The sequence below is a fragment of the Cryobacterium sp. BB736 genome, assembly GCF_014980265.1.
Classification (GTDB): Bacteria; Actinomycetota; Actinomycetes; order Actinomycetales; family Microbacteriaceae; genus Terrimesophilobacter.
Window position 1 is genome coordinate 52,471 of record NZ_JABXWQ010000001.1, and the last position, 17,029, is coordinate 69,499.

Consider the following 17,029-nt stretch of genomic DNA (forward strand, 5'->3'; position numbering starts at 1 on the left):
TTGACCGCCGCGGAGTGCGCCGATCACCGGCCGTTCGTGCCGGACGCGACAACGCCCGAGTACCGTCGCCGCATGACCGCATCAGCCCCGTCCCCGTCCTTTCTCGTCCGCACCGACAGCCCGATCGGGCGGCTCGAACTCTCCAGCGACGGGGCGAATGTCACGCGTCTGGTAATCGCGTCGAACGGCACCCTGCCGCGGGACGGTGAACCGGAGCGGGGCAATCGTGTGCTCGAACGTGCTGTTCAGCAGCTCGAGCAGTACTTCTCGGGTCGTCGTCGGAAGTTTCGCCTGCCGCTGCAGCTGACCGGCACGGCGTTTCAGCAGGCGATCTGGAATCGATTGCTCGAGCTCGAGCATGGTGAGGTCATCAGTTACGGGACTCTCGGCGCGGCGGCCGGTCGAGCCGGGTCCGGACGGGCGGTGGGCACGGCCGTGCGCAGCAATCCGGTGCAGATCATCGTGCCGTGCCACCGGGTGCTGTCCACCGCCGGCACCGTGATCGGGTACTCGGGCGGACAAGGCATCCCGACCAAGCTGTGGCTCCTCGCCCACGAAGGGGTGCTGCTCCCCCAGCCAGCCTGACGGGTCTCAGGCGACAAGCAGCTCCAGCTCGCCGACGTCGGCGACAGTCAGGTCGAATCCGGCGCCAGCCGCCCAGGCGGTGAGGGACGCGGCATCCGAATGCTCGATGCCGGCTTCGAGCAGAGCCCGGGTGAAGAGGCCCTTCGACTTCTTGTTGAAGTGGTTCAGCGCACGCCGTCGGCCGTCGCCGTCGGCGGACACCACACGCACGTAGGCTGCCTGCGACGGCGCAGGGCCCAGGTCGACGTAGGACTCGGAGCGAAGATCCAGCACGAACGTCTCCCGGGCCAGTTCGGCCGCGATGGCATCCCGCCAGGTGCGCTGCAGCGACACGCCCGGCAGGCGCGAGTCGTGCGACAGCCGATACGCCGGAATCGGGTCCAGCGCCCCGACGAGTCCGAACAGCGCCGAATGGACGACCAGGTGGCGACCGGCGAACTCCCGCGCACCGACCGACAGGCTCTGCGCGTCGAGCGCGTCGAACAGCACTCCCGTGTAACGGTCCATGGCGGGCAGCTGGGGCGACCGGTTGATCGCGCGGTTGCGTTCCAATTCGTGCGACTGGGTGGGGCCGAGCTTCAACGCCCGCGCGGCGACCTGGGGATCCTCGTCGAGCAAGCCCAGCGCATCGAGGACCGCCGTGCGTGGTTCGGTCAGCGCCGGGAAGCGCAGCGCCGCGAGGTCCAGCGCCGTGTCCGGCGCGCCACCGTCGCGTTTGGTCTCGGACGGCGGGAGGAGGATCAGCATCGTGGCGGCTCGCAGGTAGACGGCGAATGGGCAGGTGGTGAGACACGAAATCGGCGGGAGCCCCAGGGTTCCCGCCGATTTCGAAGAGTGCGCGCCTCTAGGAGATCAGTTCGGCGTTGCGCGCCACGATCGTCACCGTGTCGTGCTCGACCGAGAGGAAACCGTCCTCGGCGTTTGCCCTGACGGTGGCGCCGTCCTCGGTCGTGACGCGAACCTCGCCGACGCCGAGGATCGCGAGCATAGGCTCGTGACCGGGCAGGATGCCGATCTCTCCCTCGACCGTGCGGGCGACGATCTGCTTCGCACGACCCGACCACACCTCCTGGGCGGCCGAGACGACGCTCACGTTGAGGTCGGCCATATCAGCCGTTCTCCTTCTGGATCTGGGCCCAGCGCTCTTCGACGTCCGAGATCGAACCGACGTTGAAGAACGCCTGCTCTGCGACGTGATCGAAGTCGCCGCGAGCGATCGCGTCGAAGCTCTCGATGGTGTCCTTCAGCGGAACGGTCGAGCCCTCGACACCGGTGAACTTCTTCGCCATGTAGGTGTTCTGCGAGAGGAACTGCTGGATGCGGCGCGCACGCGACACCGTGATCTTGTCCTCTTCGGACAGTTCGTCCACACCGAGGATCGCGATGATCTCCTGCAGTTCCTTGTTCTTCTGCAGGATCTGCTTCACGGTCGTCGCGACGCGGTAGTGGTCCTCGCCCAGGTAGCGCGGGTCCATGATGCGGCTCGTCGAGGTGAGCGGGTCGACCGCGGGGTACAGACCGCGAGATGCGATCTCACGGCTGAGCTCGGTCGTCGCGTCAAGGTGCGCGAAGGTCGTCGCCGGGGCCGGGTCGGTGTAGTCGTCCGCGGGAACGTAGATCGCCTGCAACGACGTGATCGAGTGACCACGCGTCGAGGTGATGCGCTCCTGCAAGATGCCCATCTCGTCGGCAAGGTTCGGCTGGTAGCCCACCGCGGACGGCATGCGGCCCAGCAGCGTCGATACCTCGGAGCCGGCCTGGGTGAAGCGGAAGATGTTGTCGATGAACAGCAGCACGTCCTGCTTCTGCACGTCGCGGAAGTACTCGGCCATGGTCAGGGCCGACAGCGCGACACGCAGACGCGTGCCGGGCGGCTCGTCCATCTGGCCGAACACGAGCGCGGTCTTGTCGAAGACTCCCGCCTCTTCCATCTCGTGGATGAGGTCGTTGCCCTCACGCGTGCGCTCACCGACACCGGCGAACACGGACACACCACCGTGGTCCTGCGCGACGCGCTGGATCATCTCCTGGATGAGGACGGTCTTGCCGACGCCCGCACCACCGAACAGGCCGATCTTTCCACCGAGCACGTACGGCGTGAGCAGGTCGATGACCTTGATGCCGGTCTCGAACAGCTGGGTCTTCGACTCGAGCTGGTCGAACGCCGGGGGCCGGCGGTGGATGGGCCAGCGTTCGGTGATCTCGATGGTCTCGCCTGGCTCGGCATTCAGCACATCGCCGATGACGTTGAAGACGCGACCCTTGGTGACATCACCGACGGGAACCGAGATCGGGGCGCCGGTGTCACGCACTTCCTGGCCGCGGACCAGGCCGTCGGTCGGGTTCAGAGCGATGGCGCGTACAACGTCGTCGCCGAGGTGCTGCGCGACCTCGAGGGTGATCTCGTGCGCGTCGTCGCCGATGGTGACGGTGGTCTTCAGCGCCTGGTAGATGTCGGGGATCGCATCGTGCGGGAACTCGATGTCGACGACCGGGCCGGTGACGCGCGAGACGCGGCCAATGCCGGAATTGTCGAGCGGCAGCTGGTCGGCCTTCTTCGCCCGGGATGCCGCGGGCTTGCGCGCCGCGGGCTTCTTGTTCTCAGCGGGGGCTGTCGTTGTCATGGCTTCCCTATTCTCCTAAAGAAAGTTACTTGGCCGAGGCGAGGGCGTCTGCGCCGCCGACGATCTCGGAAATCTGCTGGGTGATCTCGGACTGGCGCGCGTTGTTGGCTAGGCGCGTGTAGTCCCGGATGAGCTTGTCTGCGTTGTCGCTCGCCGACTTCATCGCCTTCTGCGTCGCCGCCTGCTTGCTCGCATCCGACTGCAGGAGCGCATTGAAGATGCGGCTCTCGATGTAGACCGGCAGCAGCGCGTCCAACACTGCGTCGACCTCGGGCTCGAACTCGTAGAGCGGAAGGATCTCGCGCTCCCCGGGCTCCTCGACACCCTCGACGACCTCCAGCGGCAGCAGACGAACGACCTCGGGGGTCTGCGTCAGCATGCTCACGAAGCGGTTGTAGACGATGTGGATCTCATCCACTCCGCCTTCGCTCGTCGGTTGGATGAACCGCGACACCAGGGCATCGCCGATCTCGCGAGCGAGCTCCACCTTGGGGGTGTCGGTGCCGCCGATCCAGGCTTCCTCGGTGGCACGCTTGCGGAACGCGAAGTACCCGACAGCCTTGCGGCCGATGAGGTAGTAGACGACGTCCTTGCCCTGGCTCTTCAGCAGGCTCGCGAGTTCCTCAGCCTCGCGGAGCACGTTCGCGTTGAACGCGCCCGCGAGACCGCGGTCCGAGGAGAAGATGACGATCGCAGCGCGCTCGACCTTCTCCGGCTCGGTGGTGAGGATGTGGTCGACGTTGGAGTACGTCGCGACGGCCGACACCGCACGCGTGACCGCACGCGAGTACGGTCCTGAGGCCGCGACCCGCTGTTGCGCCTTCTGGATGCGCGAAGCGGCGATCAGCTCCATGGCCCGAGTGATCTTCTTGGTCGTCTGGGCAGAACGAATTTTCTGCCGGTAGACCCGAAGTTGCGCTCCCATGTCCCTACTCTTCTCGTGTTACTCGTGCGGTCTCAGGTGGCCGGTTCAGCGGCGTGCCTTGACGATTTGCTCCTGGTTGACGTCTTCCTCGTCGAGTTCTTCGAACTCTTCGTGGCCCGCCTGGATGAGCGACTTGCCCTCGCTGGTCTGGAACTCCAGCTTGAACTTGTCGACCTCCTTGTCCAGGGTCGCGATGGTGTCGTCGTCCAGCTTGCTGGTCTCGCGCAGCGTGTCGAGCACCTTGGTGTTGCGTGCGAGGTGGTCGAGCAGTTCGCGCTCGAAGCGCAGGATGTCCTCGACCGGGACCTCGTCAAGCTTCCCGTTGGTGCCGGCCCAGATCGAGACGACCTGGTCCTCCACCGGGTACGGCGAGTACTGCGGCTGCTTGAGCAGCTCGGTGAGGCGGGCGCCTCGCGCGAGCTGGCGGCGGCTGGCGGCGTCGAGGTCGGATGCGAACATCGCGAACGCCTCGAGCGCGCGGTACTGGGCGAGCTCGATCTTGAGAGTGCCGGAGACCGACTTGATCGACTTGAGCTGCGCGTCACCGCCGACTCGCGAGACGGAGATTCCGACGTCGACGGCCGGGCGCTGGTTCGAGTTGAACAGGTCGGACTGCAGGAAGATCTGGCCGTCGGTGATCGAGATCACGTTGGTCGGGATGTACGCCGAGACGTCGTTCGCCTTGGTCTCGATGATCGGCAGGCCGGTCATCGATCCGGCGCCGAGCTCGTCCGACAGCTTCGCGCAACGCTCGAGCAGGCGCGAGTGCAGGTAGAACACGTCACCGGGGTATGCCTCACGGCCCGGCGGGCGGCGCAGCAGCAGCGACACGGCGCGGTAGGCCTCAGCCTGCTTCGACAGGTCATCGAAGATGATCAGGACGTGCTTGCCCTGGTACATCCAGTGCTGGCCGATCGCGCTGCCGGTGTACGGCGCAAGGTACTTGAAGCCCGCAGCGTCGGATGCCGGGGCGGCGACGATGGTGGTGTACTCCATCGCGCCGGCGTCCTCGAGCGCGCCCTTGACGGATGCGATGGTCGAGCCCTTCTGGCCGATCGCGACGTAGATGCAGCGGACCTGCTTGTCGGTGTCGCCCGACTCCCAGTTCGCCTTCTGGTTGATGATCGTGTCGATCGCAAGAGCGGTCTTGCCGGTCTGGCGGTCACCGATGATCAGCTGGCGCTGGCCGCGGCCGATCGGGATCATCGCGTCGATCGCCTTGATGCCGGTCTGCAGCGGCTCGTGCACGCTCTTGCGCTGCATGACGCCGGGCGCCTGCAGTTCGAGCGCGCGGCGACCATCCGTTGCGACCTCGCCGAGACCGTCGATCGGGTTGCCGAGCGGGTCGACCACGCGGCCGAGGTAGCCGTCGCCGACGGGGACCGAGAGAACCTCGCCCGTGCGGGTGACCTCCATGCCCTCTTCGATGCCGGTGAACTCACCGAGCACGACGACGCCGATCTCGTCCTCGTCGAGGTTGAGCGCGAGGCCCAGCGTGCCGTCGGCGAACCGCAGAAGCTCGTTCGCCATGGCGCCCGGGAGCCCCTCGACGTGAGCGATGCCGTCCGCGGCGTCGATGACCGTGCCGACCTCGGCCGTTGCGGCCTTGTTCGGCTCGTAGGACTTCACGAAGTCCTGCAGCGCGCCGCGGATCTCCTCCGGGCTGATCGTCAGTTCTGCCATTGTCGTACCCTTTCGTGCGGGGCTAGGCCCCTGAAGTGTCGACTCGCTAGCCAGCGAGTTGAAGTCTGAGTTCCCCGAGCTTGGACGCGACCGTGTCGTCGATCACGTCGTTGCCGACCTGCACGCGCAGGCCGCCGATGATCGTCGGGTCGACCACCAGGTTGATGGTGAGCTGCCCGTAGCGTGCCGCGAGACCGGCACGCAGCCGCTGGAGCTGTTCGGATGCGAGCGGCTGAGCTGCGGTGACGGTGGCGATGCGGCTGCCGGCCTCGCTCGCGACAATCTCGGCCGCGTCGCGAAGCAGCGCGCCGATGCGGCGGCCGCGAGGCTGCTGCACCAGGTGGCGGACGATGACGAGCGTCTGCTCGGAGGCCTTGCCCGCCAGCAGAGCGTCGACGAGCGCGAGCTTCGCGTCCGCATCCCCGAGTTTGCTGACGACTGCCAGCTCCAGCTCGGCGTCGGACGTGACCGCTGCACCGAACGCGAACAGCTCACCGACGATGTCGGTTCCCGCGTCGGCCGACCGGGCGACAGCGCGGATGCCGATCTCCTCGATGCCGGCCAGAAGGTCGACCCCGCTTGACCAGCGGTTGGCCACCAGCACGTCGAGCAGACCGCGCGGCTGCTCCTCGAGCGCGCCGAAGATGCGGTCAGCGAGGACGCGCTTCTGCTCGGCCGAGGCGGACGGGTCGGCAATGGCCGACGCGAGCTGCTTCGACCCTCCGATGAGCCGACCTGCCGACAGCAGTTCTGCACCGGTCGACATCGGCACCGGACCCTGAGCTGCTGACAGCGCTGAACGCGCCGCCTCGAGCGCCTGAGTGGTGGCTGAACCCATTTACTTTCTCGCCTTCGCCCTGCCGGAGGTCGCTCCGGCGGTGGCGGTCGTCTGCTTCTCGCCGGCTTCGAGGTCAGCGAGGAAGCGGTCGACGAGCGCCGCTGATTTCCTGTCGTCGCTGAGGCTCTCGCCGATCACACCGGATGCCAGGTCGATCGCAAGCGACCCGACCTCGGCACGCAGCGAGACGAGCGCCGCCTGACGCTCCGCCTCGATGGTCGCCTGGGCGTTCGCGGTGATGCGGGCGGCCTCTGCGGCAGCCTGCTCCTTGAGCTCGCTCAGGATCTTCGTGCCGTCGATGCGTGCCTGCTCGCGGATCTTCGCGGCTTCGCCACGCGCGTCAGCGAGCTGCTTGCGGTACTCCTCGAGTGCGGCATCCGCTTCGGCCTTGGCCTCATTCGCCTTCTCGATGTTGCCCTCGATGGCGGCGGAGCGCTCGTCGAGCATCGCCTGCAGCTTCGGGAGCGCGTACTTCCAGAAGAAGAAGATGATGATGACGAAGATGACCAACGACCAGATGATGTCGTAGTCCGCCGGCAGCAGCGGGTTCACAGTCGTCTCGCCCTCAGCCGCGGCGAGGAATGCGCTGCTCTTTCCAGCAAGCATCCTTGCCTCCTTACTTGCTTACGTGGCTTACGGGAACGGGATGAACGCGACGGCGATGCCGATGAAGGCGAGCGCCTCGGTGAACGCGATGCCGAGGAACATGAGGCCGGTGAGGCGACCCTGAAGCTCTGGCTGGCGAGCAACGGCCTCGACGGTCTTGCCGACGACGAGACCAACGCCGATCGCGGGGCCGATGGTTGCGATGCCGAAGGCGACCGGGGCGATGTGGCCGGTGAGCTCAGCGAGGTCCATAGTGATTCCTTCCGTTGGGTGAATCGGGCGGTTGCCAGATCCGTCTCTAGTGCTCTTCAACCAGCGCGAGCTGGATGTAGATCGTTGTGAGTAGTGCGAAAACGTAGGCCTGCAGCGCGGCCACCATGATCTCGAACAGGGTGAACGCGAAGCCGAAGGCGAAGGTGCCGATGCTGAACAGTCCGAACCATCCACCGGCGGAGAACAGGAAGAAGTGGGTGGCCGAGAAGCACAGCACGAGGAGCATGTGCCCGCCGACCATGTTCATCAGAAGACGAAGGGCCAGTGTGACCGGGCGGACCAGGAAGGTCGAGATGAACTCCATCGGCGTGACCACGAGCAGCACCGGCCACGGGACACCAGAGGGCACCAGCGAGTTGCGCACGAACCCTGCCGGGCTCTTCTTGATGCCTGCGTACACGAACGCGATGTACGCGACCACCGCGAGCACCAGCGGGAACCCGATCACCGACGAGCCGGCGATGTTCAGGAACGGGATGATGCCGGTGATGTTCAGCGCGATGATCGAGAAGAAGATCGTCACGATCAGCGGCAGGAAGCGCTTGCCGTCCTTCTCGCCGAGGTTGTTGTAGACGATGCTGTCGCGGACGAAACCGATGGACAGTTCGACGAGGTTCTGGCCGCGGCCCGGGACGAGTCGCATCCGCCGGGTGCCGAGCCAGAACAGCAGCAGCAGCGCGGCGACAGCGAGAAAACGCACCAGCATGAGCCGGTTGATCTCGAACGGCGTGCCCTCGAAAAGGATGGCCGGCGGGAAGAAGTCGTCGAACGAGGGACCGTGGAATTCCCCTTCACCGGCAGCGGCCAGGACAACCGTGTTGAGAGCGTTAACTAGCAGCGCTGTCTCCAAGATTTAGGCGTGCGGACACGCGGCGGAAAGAGGGGGAGGTACCTGCGAAAGCTTAGCAATACCTCACACAGGGAACTAATCGCTGGATTCGTCAGCTTTCACCGGACGACTTCGGCGGTGTCGAATCCCCGGTTTCATGCGGGAGTTTGACGTCCGAGACATAGCCCATGCGGCTGGTCATGAAGGCGTAGACGTCGATCGCGAGGCTGCCGACGACGGATGCGACGACGGTGAAGAACAGCACGAGCGGGTCGATCGCGGGGCTCCTGCCGAACACGATCGCGACCACCAGGAAGATGGCCAGCTTCACCATCCAGCCGCCGAGGACGATCCCGAAGAACAGGGGGCTGAGCAGGTCGCCCTTGGTGGTCCGGGCAGCGAGGATGACGGTCAAGGCGGTCAGTCCCATGAAGACGAAGGTCAGCGCGGCCCCGATCACGGCGCCGAGGACCCCGGGGGTCCCCGCAACCCACAACCCGATCCCGCCGCCGACCACGGCGATTGCGACCGCGAGAAGGGCGTCGAGCACCAGGGTGCGCTTGAGCATCGGCACTACGGTCATGGAATTTCCTCTACTTGGTCGGGATGGGCTCCGCGGGCGCGTGCCGCAAACGACTTGCGCCACAGCGGCGTGATGGTGAAGAACGCGCACACGGCGAAGCCGATGCCGAGGAACGCGAGCACCCAGGCGATGGGAACGAACAGGAACAGCAGGCATCCGACTGCGATGACGGCGCTCCACGCGTAGAAGATCAGCACCGCCTGCAGGTGGGTGTGACCCATGTCGAGCAGCCGGTGGTGCAGGTGCTTGCGGTCAGCCGAGAACGGCGACTTGCCCGCGCGCAAGCGCCGCAGGACGGCCAGCGAGAAGTCGAGCAACGGGACGATGAGCACGGCGATCGGCAGCAACAGCGGGATGAATGCCGGTGCGAGGATGCGGCCGGAGTCGAGCGAGTTCGGGTCCACCTGCCCGGTCACCGAAATAGCCGAGGTGGCCATCAGGAGGCCGACGAGCATCGACCCGGCATCGCCCATGAACAGCTTCGCCGGATGCCAGTTGAGCGGCAGGAACCCGACACACGCGCCGACCAGCACCGCGGAGAGCAGCGAGGCGAGGTTGAAGTACTCGGCTTCACCGACCACCCGGGCGAGGATGTAGCTGTAGAGGAAGAAGACGCCGTTGGCGATGATCGCAACGCCTGCGACGAGGCCGTCCAGGCCGTCGATGAAGTTGACCGCGTTCATCACCGCGACCACCGCGATGACGGTGAGCACGAGACCGAGAATCGGCGGGACGACCGTGACGCCACCCACCGGCAGGGTCACCAGCTGCACGCCCTGCCACACCAGCAGGCCGGCGGCGATCATCTGGCCGGCGAGCTTGGTGAGCCAGTCGAGGTCCCAGATGTCGTCGGCGACGCCGATCACGACGATGATGAATGCCGCGCTGAGGATGGCGGTGATCTGGCCGGGGTCGGCGAAGACGAGGTGGAACCAGCTGACCTGCGACGCGACCGCCATCGCGACCAGGATGCCGAGGAACATGGCAATCCCGCCCAGCCGAGGCGTCGGGGTGGTGTGCACGTCACGCTCGCGGATCTTCGGGTAGAGCCGGAACCGCGAGCTGAGCTTCCAGATGACGAAGGACAGTGCGAACGTGACCACCGCGGCGATGAGCCCCGCGAGGACGTAGAAGATCACGTCACGGCCTCCCAGATGGCGTCGTCCGGGATCACCCCGTGGCGCACGATCTTCAGTTCGCCGCCGATGAGCAGGCCGGTGACATCGACGATGGTGGAGCCGTTGCTCCGGCCGTCTTCGACCGCGCTCTCACCGACCGTGCCGCCGTCGAGGTACACGCTGACGCTGTCGCCGAGCGCGTCGACCGCCTCCTGGGCGGTGGTCGCGGCCGGCTCCCCGGTCTTGTTCGCCGAGGTCACCGCGAGCGGGCCGGTCTCCGACAGCAACTCGAGCGCGACCTTGTTGGCTGGCATCCGCAGCGCAACGGTGCCGTGGGTCTCCCCCAGGTCCCACTGCAGCGACTCGCGTGCCGGCAGGATCAAGGTGAGTGCGCCGGGCCAGAACGCCTTGACCAGCTTGCGCGCAGCATCCGGGACGTCCTCGGCGAGCGCGTCGAGCGTCGGGATGCCCGGCAGGAGCACGGGCGGCGGTGCGTTGCGGCCGCGGCCCTTGGCGTCGAGGAGGCGCTGGACGGCGTCCGGGTTGAAGGCGTCGCAGCCGACCCCGTAGACCGTGTCGGTAGGGATGACGATGAGCTCGCCCCGGCCGATCGCGCCTCGCGCGAGGCGCATTCCGGTGAGGAGCTCCGAGCTGTCGGAGCAGTCGTAGATGGTCGCCATGTCGGCACAATCCTACTTGGCGACCATCTGACGACTGTTGTCACTCAGCGGCGCCCGGCCTTGCGCTGGAACATGACAGCTCCGAACACGATCGACACGGCAAGGATGGCGACGCACCAGCCCAGCGCCCAGAGCGGCTCATTGCCCAGCTCAGTACCCATCAGCAGTCCGCGGATGGTCTCGATGATGGGGGTCAGCGGCTGGTTCGATGCGATCCAGTGCATCCAGTCGGGCATCGTCTGGATCGGCACGAACGCGCTGGAGACGTACGGGAGGAACAGCAGGATGAACCCGTAGCTGGCCGCCGCCTCCGCACTGCCCGCGGCGAGGCCGATCGCCGCGAACAGGTAGGTGATCGCGAGGATGTAGAGCGCGACGAGCGCCAGCGCACCCAGCCAGCCGAGCAGCGAGCCCTGCGGCCGGAATCCGACCGCGATGCCGACACCGATCACCAGCGCCGTGGCGAGCAGGTTGCGCACGAGGCTCGCGACGACGTGCCCAGTCAGCACCGCCGATGCCCGGATCGGCATGGTGCGGAAGCGGTCGACGATGCCGTTCTGCATGTCCTGCGCGACCGAGACGGCCGTCGAGGACGCCCCGAAGCCCGCGCAGAGCAGGACGATACCGGGTACGACGTAGTTCACGTAGTCGCCGGAGGAATCGATCGCGCCTCCGAACACGAACGTGAACATCAGCATGGTGATCACCGGCAGCATGATGGCCATCACCATGGATTCTCCGTCGCGCAGCGAGTGCAGCAAGCTGCGCCGGATGAAGGTCGCCTCCTCTGCGCCGAAGGGCAGCGGCTGGGTGGTCAGGGTGGTCATCGTGCGGTCCTTCCAATCAGTTCTGGCGCTGCGTGTCCCGCGCCTGCGTCGGTGAGGGCCAGGAAGACGTCGTCGAGACTGGGTTCGCGCACCGTGACGTCCCCATCCACTCCGGATGCGTCGACCTCGGCGATCGCGGCGCGAAGACCGTGGATGCTTCCGTCGGTCGGCAGTTGCAGCAGCAGGTTCCGGGCGCGGTCCCGCACCTCCACGACATCGCCGCCCACTGTCGCCTTGAGCGCAGCGGGCGTTCCCGATGCAACGACGTGCCCTTCGTTCAGCACAGCTACGGTGTCCGCGAGCTGGTCGGCTTCCTCGAGGTACTGGGTGGTGAGGAACACCGTGCGGCCGTCCTCCTTCAGTGACCGGATGACGTTCCACAGCTCCTGCCTGCTGCGCGGGTCGAGACCCGTGGTCGGCTCATCGAGGAACAACACGGAAGGGGCGACGATCAGGCTGATCGCGAGGTCCAGCCTGCGGCGCATCCCGCCCGAGTAGGTCTTCGCGCGCTTGCGTGCGGCCTGGACGAGGTCGAACCGCTCGAGCAGCTCGTCGGCGCGAGCGGCGCTCGCTGACCGGCTGAGGCCGAACAGGCGTCCCATCATCCGGAGGTTCTCACTGCCGGTGAGCACCTCGTCGACGGCTGCCGACTGTCCGGTGAGACCGATGCTGCGACGAACGGCCAGCGGATCGCGCCCAACGTCGAATCCGTTCACCGTCGCGGTGCCGGCATCCGGAGCGACCAGCGTGGAGAGGATGTTGATGAGCGTGGTCTTGCCTGCGCCGTTCGGTCCGAGCAGGGCGAAGATCTCGCCTGGCGCGACCTCGAAGGTCACGTCGTTCAGCACCGGGTGGGTGCCGAACGTCTTGCGCAGTCCGGAGACCGCGATTGCCGGGGTTTGCATAGCCGACTAGCCTTTCTGTTTACGAGGCATAGCCTGTTTATGAGCTACGCAGTTTATGATGTACACAGTGTGTATGACGCACACAGTGCTGTCAAGCTGAGCGCGTCCCACCGTGAAAGGCCACCCGATGACAGAGCCAGTCGAGCCGAAACTCCCCCACGCCATCGCCCTCGCCTGGGGTCTCGCCGAGCCGCCGCAACGCGGCCCCAAGCGCGAGCTGAGCCTCGACGCGATCATCGATGCGGCGATCGCGATCGCCGACGCTGAGGGAATCGGTGCGCTGTCGATGAGCCGGGTCGCATCGTCGCTCGGCTTCACGACGATGTCGCTGTACCGCTACGTGACTAGCAAGGACGACCTGCTGCAGCTCATGCAGAACTCCGCAGCCAGGGTCGTCGTGCCGCCCCTCGACGAGACCCAGGGTTGGCGAGAGGCCCTCCGCGAGTGGTTTGACGCGCTCGTCGGCGCCTACCGGAAGCACCCGTGGACCCTCGACATCCCGGTGAGCGGTGTGCCGATGATGCCCACCGCCCTCGTCATCGTCGATTGGGCCATGCGCGCCATGCGCGACCTGCCACTCGATCCCGGCGAGAAGATCGAAGTGCTCCTGCTGCTGACCAGCTACGCGCGCGCCACCGCACAACTCGAGCGCGACCTCACTCGCGCAGGGGAGAACGCGACAATGGGAGCAGAGAGCACCGCGGCCCTGACCGAGGTGGTGAGCGAAGAAGCGTTCCCCTACCTGTTCCCGCTCATCCGGGACGGCGTCTACGCCGGCGGTGACCCGGCAGACTTCGAGTACGAGACCGACATGCTCTTCGGCCTCGAACGCATCCTCGACGGCATCGAGAGCTACACCAGCCGGTAGCCGGTCAGCGGATCGCGGTCGTCATCCGGTCGCGCCCGAGGAGATCCGGATGCGTGGCTGCCGCCTGCCAGCCGTCACCGGTCAACAGCGCTCGGATAGCAGCGCCCTGCAGCTCGCCGTGCTCGATCACGAGCGTGCCACCCGGGTGCAGCAGCCGCAGCGCGGCCGCCGACAGGTCGCGGATGACATCCAGGCCGTCCGATCCGCCGTATAGCGCGAGCTCCGGATCATGCAGCCGCACCTCGGGGTCGCGCGGCACGGCATCCGTCGGCACATAGGGCGGATTGGAGGCGACGACGGACACTGTGCCGTCCAGCTCACCGAGCGCGCTCGCCAGGTCAGCCAGCACGAGGGTCACCGCCGCACCCGTGTGCTCGATGTTCCTTCTCGCCCAGGCGTGAGCATCCGGGGATAACTCGACCGCATACACGCGCGCGTGCGGCACCTCAGTCGCCATGGCGATCGCGATGGCACCGCTGCCCGTGCCGAGATCGACGGCGACCGGTTCGGCCGCTGCGACCGCACGCAACGCGTCGACGGCCACGCCCGCGACGAGCTCGGTCTCCGGTCGGGGCACGAACACGCCCGGTCCGACGAGCAGCTCAACATTGCGGAACGGCGCGCGCCCGGTGATGTGCTGCAGCGGCTCGCGCGCGGCGCGGCGGGCGACCAGGCCGTGCAGGGCGGTGACATCGTCCTCGCTCAGCGCGGCATCCAGCGCCACCTTTGCCTGCACCTCGCCGCGCCCCACGCCGAGCACGTGCCCGATCAGCAGCTCCGCGTCGACCTCAGGGTCAGGCACGCCGGCAGCGGCAAGCTCGCGGGCCGCCTCGGAGCGCAGGTGTCGTACACCGGACGTCATAGTTCCTCTTCCGTTCGACCGCCACGTCTATTCTGTCGTGGTCGGGAATACCAGCGCGCAGCCGGTGTTATCCCGCACGAGCCCTCGCGCGTGGGCGCCCGCCCGTCGCGCCAGTCACGAAAGCGAGAGAAATGACTCAGATCTACTCCGACATCACCCAGGCAGTGGGACGCACACCGCTCGTGAGGCTCAACCGGGTGACGGATGGTTCGCAGGCGACGGTGCTCGCGAAGCTCGAGTTCTACAACCCGGCGTCGAGCGTCAAGGACCGCATCGGCGTCGCGATCGTCGACGCGGCCGAGGCCTCGGGTGAGTTGAAGCCCGGTGGCACCATCATCGAGGCGACCAGCGGCAACACCGGCATCGCGCTCGCGTTCGTGGGTGCCGCCCGCGGCTACAAGGTCATCCTCACCATGCCGGAGACCATGAGCAAGGAGCGCCGCAAGATGCTGCGCGCGTACGGGGCCGAGATCGTGCTGACCGCCGGTGCCGACGGCATGCGCGGCGCCGTGCAGAAGGCCGAGGAGCTCGCGGCGAACACCCCGGGCGCGATCTTGGCCAAGCAATTCGACAACGACGCCAACCCGCGCATCCACCGTGAGACGACCGGTGAGGAGATCTGGGCGGACACCGACGGCGCCGTCGACATCCTGGTCTCTGGCATCGGAACCGGTGGCACCATCACCGGCGCTGGCGGCCTGCTCAAGGAGCGCAAGCCCGAGGTGAAGGTCGTCGCGGTGGAGCCGAAGGATTCCCCGCTGCTGAGCGAGGGCACGGCAGGGCCGCACAAGATCCAGGGCCTCGGCGCCAACTTCGTGCCGAGCGTGCTCAACCGTGACGTCTACGACGAGGTGTTCGACGTCGAGCTGCCGGATGCCATCCGCACCGCCCGCCGCCTCGGCACCGAGGAGGGCGTCCTCGCGGGCATCTCCGGTGGAGCAGCCGTCTACGCCGCGACCGAGGTCGCCAAGCGTCCGGAGAACGCGGGCAAGACGATCGTCGTGGTGGTGCCGGACTTCGGCGAGCGCTACTTCTCGACTGTCCTCTTCGAGGATCTGGAGGACTGAGCCGACGTGCCCTTCAGACGCGCGCGTGAGGACATCCGCAATGCCCTCATGCGGGACCCAGCTGCCCGCAGCCGGCTTGAGGTGTTCCTCAGCTACTCCGGGCTGCACGCGGTATGGAACCACCGGTTCAACAACTGGCTGTGGCGCCACAACCTGAAGACCCTCGCGCGCGTGCTGTCGCAGCTCAGCCGCTTCTTCACCGGCATCGAGATCCACCCGGGCGCCACCATTGGCCGGCGGCTGTTCATCGATCACGGCATGGGCGTCGTGATCGGCGAGACGGCGGAGATCGGCGACGACGTGACCCTGTATCACGGCGTCACGCTCGGCGGTAAGCACCTCGGCAAGGTCAAGCGCCACCCGACGCTGGAAGACGGCGTTGTGGTGGGCGCGGGCGCCCAGGTGCTGGGCGCAGTGACGGTGGGCGCGGGCAGTGTCGTGGGCGCGAACGCCGTGGTCGTGCACGACGTGCCGCCCGGCTCGCTTGCGGTGGGGGTTCCGGCCGTGATCAAGCCGCGCACGAAACGCGATCAGCCTGAGCAGTGGATCGACCCGGCGATGTACATCTGACTAGTCCGGCTGGTCGGGTGTGGGAGGGATATCTGCTCCTCGCTCAAACATTGAAGGGTTCGGGAGGCCCTGGCGGGCCGCCCGAACCCTTCAAAACTCGCAACCCCGCAGACATCCCTCCCACACCTCAACCTCCTGAGGACCTAGGTAGTCGTTGTCGGGGTTCGGTCCGTCGCCAGTGACGGCGGGCTCGTCAGCTGGCGCATCACCCACTCGAGCGGGCCGGGACCCACGAAGCGGCGCCAGAGGAGCGCGAACAGCGCTGAGCCGATGATGAGCCAGACGACGAGCGCCCAGCTGTCGTAGACGACGAACGGGCGGCCGGCTGCGATGAAGAACGACGCGATCACCAGGATCTGCCCGGTGTAGATGGTCAGGGGCATCGAGCCCATCGCCGCGACCGGGGCGAGAGCGAATCGGAGGCCGCCGCCTACTGCGCCCAGTGCGGGGCCGGTGAGCAACAGGAGGGCGCCGATCACGGTGAACGCGAAGCCTCCTGATCCGAGGATTTCCGCGTGCGTGGCCGAGTGCGCAGAGGCGTCAACGCCAGGGACCACCGCTGCGGCGCCGTAGCCGACGAGCATGCCGCCGATGCCGCCCAGCAGCACGAGCAGCTGGGTTCCGACGCGGCGCAGGTCGCTCCGCGCGGCGATCAGGCCGAGGATGAGCACGGGTAGCCAGACCAGGGCCGGGTAATAGCCGGTGAGCAGCCACTCGACCGGCACGACGACCAGGGCCGGTGTCGTGGCACCGTCCACGATCGGCTGCGCGGCATCCGCCAGCAGCGGCGCGATCACGAACAGCGTGACGGCGACGATCGCGAGCACGCGGCGCGGCAGGAACAGCAGCGGAACGAGCAGCAGGAACATCACGCCGTAGTAGTCGAGGATGATCGCAATGTCGGTCGGCACGATCCACAGCACCAGCCCGAGCAGGATGAGAAGCAGCGCACGCAGCACCACGGTCTGCCGCATACGGCCACGTTCCGCTGTCGGCTCCGCTGAACCGCTCATCAAGCCGAGCGACACCCCCGCGAGGGTGGCGAACAGCAGCGACGAGCGACCGTCGACGATCCATTCGGCATCCGGATCCGGGTAAGGCGCCGCATGCGCGATGAACATCCCGATCAGCGCAAGGCCACGGGCGATGTCGATGCCAGCCAGCCGGGGTGGTGTCACCCCATCAT

20 protein-coding genes are annotated in these 17,029 nt (G+C 66.9%); 4 read left to right on the forward strand and 16 right to left on the reverse strand.

Annotated elements, in window-relative coordinates; translation table 11 throughout:
- The first annotated feature begins 72 nt into the window (after positions 1-72).
- A complete protein-coding gene (locus tag IRG63_RS00195) occupies positions 73-585 on the forward strand; it encodes a methylated-DNA--[protein]-cysteine S-methyltransferase (protein WP_193508829.1) in 513 nt (170 codons plus the stop codon).
- 6 nt (positions 586-591) lie between these two features.
- Here IRG63_RS00195 and IRG63_RS00200 read toward each other — a convergent pair whose 3' ends face one another.
- The 14 genes from IRG63_RS00200 to IRG63_RS00265 all read right to left on the reverse strand — a co-directional run bounded on the left by IRG63_RS00200 (position 592) and on the right by IRG63_RS00265 (position 12,476).
- Complete coding sequence (locus tag IRG63_RS00200) at positions 592-1,332, reverse strand: YaaA family protein (protein ID WP_193508831.1); 741 nt, start codon at positions 1,330-1,332, stop codon at positions 592-594.
- A 97-nt stretch (positions 1,333-1,429) separates the two neighbouring features.
- Complete coding sequence (locus IRG63_RS00205; RefSeq protein WP_168627853.1) at positions 1,430-1,693, reverse strand: F0F1 ATP synthase subunit epsilon; 264 nt, start codon at positions 1,691-1,693, stop codon at positions 1,430-1,432.
- A gap of 1 nt (position 1,694) precedes the next feature.
- The gene (gene atpD, locus IRG63_RS00210; RefSeq protein ID WP_227411675.1) at positions 1,695-3,209 is read right to left on the reverse strand and encodes a F0F1 ATP synthase subunit beta; all 1,515 of its coding nucleotides are present in this window, start codon (positions 3,207-3,209) and stop codon (positions 1,695-1,697) included.
- Between the two features lie 25 nt (positions 3,210-3,234).
- A complete protein-coding gene (locus IRG63_RS00215) occupies positions 3,235-4,134 on the reverse strand; it encodes a F0F1 ATP synthase subunit gamma (protein WP_168627854.1) in 900 nt (299 codons plus the stop codon).
- A gap of 45 nt (positions 4,135-4,179) precedes the next feature.
- Entirely contained in the window at positions 4,180-5,817 is a 1,638-nt protein-coding gene (gene atpA, locus IRG63_RS00220; RefSeq protein ID WP_168627855.1) for a F0F1 ATP synthase subunit alpha, read from the reverse strand.
- Between the two features lie 46 nt (positions 5,818-5,863).
- Entirely contained in the window at positions 5,864-6,655 is a 792-nt protein-coding gene (locus IRG63_RS00225) for a F0F1 ATP synthase subunit delta (protein ID WP_193508832.1), read from the reverse strand.
- Entirely contained in the window at positions 6,656-7,261 is a 606-nt protein-coding gene (locus tag IRG63_RS00230) for a F0F1 ATP synthase subunit B (protein ID WP_168627857.1), read from the reverse strand.
- Between the two features lie 27 nt (positions 7,262-7,288).
- Positions 7,289-7,513 carry an ATP synthase F0 subunit C gene (gene atpE / locus IRG63_RS00235; RefSeq protein ID WP_168627858.1) on the reverse strand — a complete coding sequence of 75 codons (225 nt, stop codon included), beginning with the start codon at positions 7,511-7,513 and terminating at the stop codon, positions 7,289-7,291.
- A 46-nt stretch (positions 7,514-7,559) separates the two neighbouring features.
- Positions 7,560-8,384 carry a F0F1 ATP synthase subunit A gene (gene atpB / locus IRG63_RS00240; RefSeq protein ID WP_210422931.1) on the reverse strand — a complete coding sequence of 275 codons (825 nt, stop codon included), beginning with the start codon at positions 8,382-8,384 and terminating at the stop codon, positions 7,560-7,562.
- Positions 8,385-8,475: 91 nt separating this feature from the next.
- Positions 8,476-8,946: a hypothetical protein gene (locus tag IRG63_RS00245; RefSeq protein ID WP_193508833.1), complete on the reverse strand. Its 471-nt coding sequence runs from the start codon at positions 8,944-8,946 to the stop codon at positions 8,476-8,478.
- Positions 8,943-10,085 (reverse strand): MraY family glycosyltransferase, encoded by a 1,143-nt coding sequence (locus IRG63_RS00250; RefSeq protein WP_168627860.1) that lies wholly within the window; start codon positions 10,083-10,085, stop codon positions 8,943-8,945. Before IRG63_RS00250 ends, IRG63_RS00245 begins: the two co-directional genes overlap by 4 nt.
- A complete protein-coding gene (locus IRG63_RS00255; protein WP_168627861.1) occupies positions 10,082-10,744 on the reverse strand; it encodes an L-threonylcarbamoyladenylate synthase in 663 nt (220 codons plus the stop codon). The genes IRG63_RS00250 and IRG63_RS00255 overlap by 4 nt, the downstream gene beginning before the upstream one ends.
- Before the next feature lie 44 nt (positions 10,745-10,788).
- Positions 10,789-11,571, reverse strand: coding sequence for an ABC transporter permease (locus tag IRG63_RS00260; protein ID WP_168627862.1), 783 nt, complete (start codon positions 11,569-11,571; stop codon positions 10,789-10,791).
- Entirely contained in the window at positions 11,568-12,476 is a 909-nt protein-coding gene (locus IRG63_RS00265) for an ATP-binding cassette domain-containing protein (protein WP_193508834.1), read from the reverse strand. The genes IRG63_RS00260 and IRG63_RS00265 overlap by 4 nt, the downstream gene beginning before the upstream one ends.
- Positions 12,477-12,603: 127 nt before the next feature.
- Here IRG63_RS00265 and IRG63_RS00270 point away from each other — a divergent pair, with 127 nt between their 5' ends.
- Positions 12,604-13,344, forward strand: a complete 741-nt coding sequence (locus IRG63_RS00270) for a TetR/AcrR family transcriptional regulator (RefSeq protein WP_193508835.1) — start codon at positions 12,604-12,606, stop codon at positions 13,342-13,344.
- Between the two features lie 4 nt (positions 13,345-13,348).
- On the opposite strand, the gene prmC is transcribed toward IRG63_RS00270, so the two are convergent.
- Positions 13,349-14,206, reverse strand: a complete 858-nt coding sequence (gene prmC, locus IRG63_RS00275) for a peptide chain release factor N(5)-glutamine methyltransferase (protein WP_193508836.1) — start codon at positions 14,204-14,206, stop codon at positions 13,349-13,351.
- A 131-nt stretch (positions 14,207-14,337) separates the two neighbouring features.
- Here prmC and cysK point away from each other — a divergent pair, with 131 nt between their 5' ends.
- Together cysK and epsC are read left to right on the forward strand one after the other, a co-directional pair.
- Positions 14,338-15,273, forward strand: coding sequence for a cysteine synthase A (cysK, locus tag IRG63_RS00280; RefSeq protein WP_168627866.1), 936 nt, complete (start codon positions 14,338-14,340; stop codon positions 15,271-15,273).
- A gap of 6 nt (positions 15,274-15,279) precedes the next feature.
- Positions 15,280-15,843 carry a serine O-acetyltransferase EpsC gene (gene epsC / locus IRG63_RS00285; protein WP_168627867.1) on the forward strand — a complete coding sequence of 188 codons (564 nt, stop codon included), beginning with the start codon at positions 15,280-15,282 and terminating at the stop codon, positions 15,841-15,843.
- A gap of 143 nt (positions 15,844-15,986) precedes the next feature.
- Here epsC and IRG63_RS00290 read toward each other — a convergent pair whose 3' ends face one another.
- Entirely contained in the window at positions 15,987-17,021 is a 1,035-nt protein-coding gene (locus IRG63_RS00290; protein WP_193508837.1) for a DUF418 domain-containing protein, read from the reverse strand.
- Positions 17,022-17,029 lie beyond the last annotated feature (8 nt).

What these genes read in the sequence shown, in the direction of transcription:
- IRG63_RS00265 (WP_193508834.1), bottom strand. Translation starts at nt 12,476, where the DNA reads ATGCAAACCCCGGCAATCGCGGTCTCCGGACTGCGCAAGACGTTCGGC.
- IRG63_RS00230 (WP_168627857.1), bottom strand. Translation starts at nt 7,261, where the DNA reads ATGCTTGCTGGAAAGAGCAGCGCATTCCTCGCCGCGGCTGAGGGCGAG.
- atpD (WP_227411675.1), bottom strand. Translation starts at nt 3,209, where the DNA reads ATGACAACGACAGCCCCCGCTGAGAACAAGAAGCCCGCGGCGCGCAAG.
- IRG63_RS00255 (WP_168627861.1), bottom strand. Translation starts at nt 10,744, where the DNA reads ATGGCGACCATCTACGACTGCTCCGACAGCTCGGAGCTCCTCACCGGA.
- cysK (WP_168627866.1), top strand. Translation starts at nt 14,338, where the DNA reads ATGACTCAGATCTACTCCGACATCACCCAGGCAGTGGGACGCACACCG.
- prmC (WP_193508836.1), bottom strand. Translation starts at nt 14,206, where the DNA reads ATGACGTCCGGTGTACGACACCTGCGCTCCGAGGCGGCCCGCGAGCTT.
- IRG63_RS00270 (WP_193508835.1), top strand. Translation starts at nt 12,604, where the DNA reads ATGACAGAGCCAGTCGAGCCGAAACTCCCCCACGCCATCGCCCTCGCC.
- IRG63_RS00225 (WP_193508832.1), bottom strand. Translation starts at nt 6,655, where the DNA reads ATGGGTTCAGCCACCACTCAGGCGCTCGAGGCGGCGCGTTCAGCGCTG.
- IRG63_RS00215 (WP_168627854.1), bottom strand. Translation starts at nt 4,134, where the DNA reads ATGGGAGCGCAACTTCGGGTCTACCGGCAGAAAATTCGTTCTGCCCAG.
- IRG63_RS00205 (WP_168627853.1), bottom strand. Translation starts at nt 1,693, where the DNA reads ATGGCCGACCTCAACGTGAGCGTCGTCTCGGCCGCCCAGGAGGTGTGG.
- IRG63_RS00195 (WP_193508829.1), top strand. Translation starts at nt 73, where the DNA reads ATGACCGCATCAGCCCCGTCCCCGTCCTTTCTCGTCCGCACCGACAGC.
- atpA (WP_168627855.1), bottom strand. Translation starts at nt 5,817, where the DNA reads ATGGCAGAACTGACGATCAGCCCGGAGGAGATCCGCGGCGCGCTGCAG.
- atpE (WP_168627858.1), bottom strand. Translation starts at nt 7,513, where the DNA reads ATGGACCTCGCTGAGCTCACCGGCCACATCGCCCCGGTCGCCTTCGGC.
- IRG63_RS00260 (WP_168627862.1), bottom strand. Translation starts at nt 11,571, where the DNA reads ATGACCACCCTGACCACCCAGCCGCTGCCCTTCGGCGCAGAGGAGGCG.
- IRG63_RS00200 (WP_193508831.1), bottom strand. Translation starts at nt 1,332, where the DNA reads ATGCTGATCCTCCTCCCGCCGTCCGAGACCAAACGCGACGGTGGCGCG.
- IRG63_RS00245 (WP_193508833.1), bottom strand. Translation starts at nt 8,946, where the DNA reads ATGACCGTAGTGCCGATGCTCAAGCGCACCCTGGTGCTCGACGCCCTT.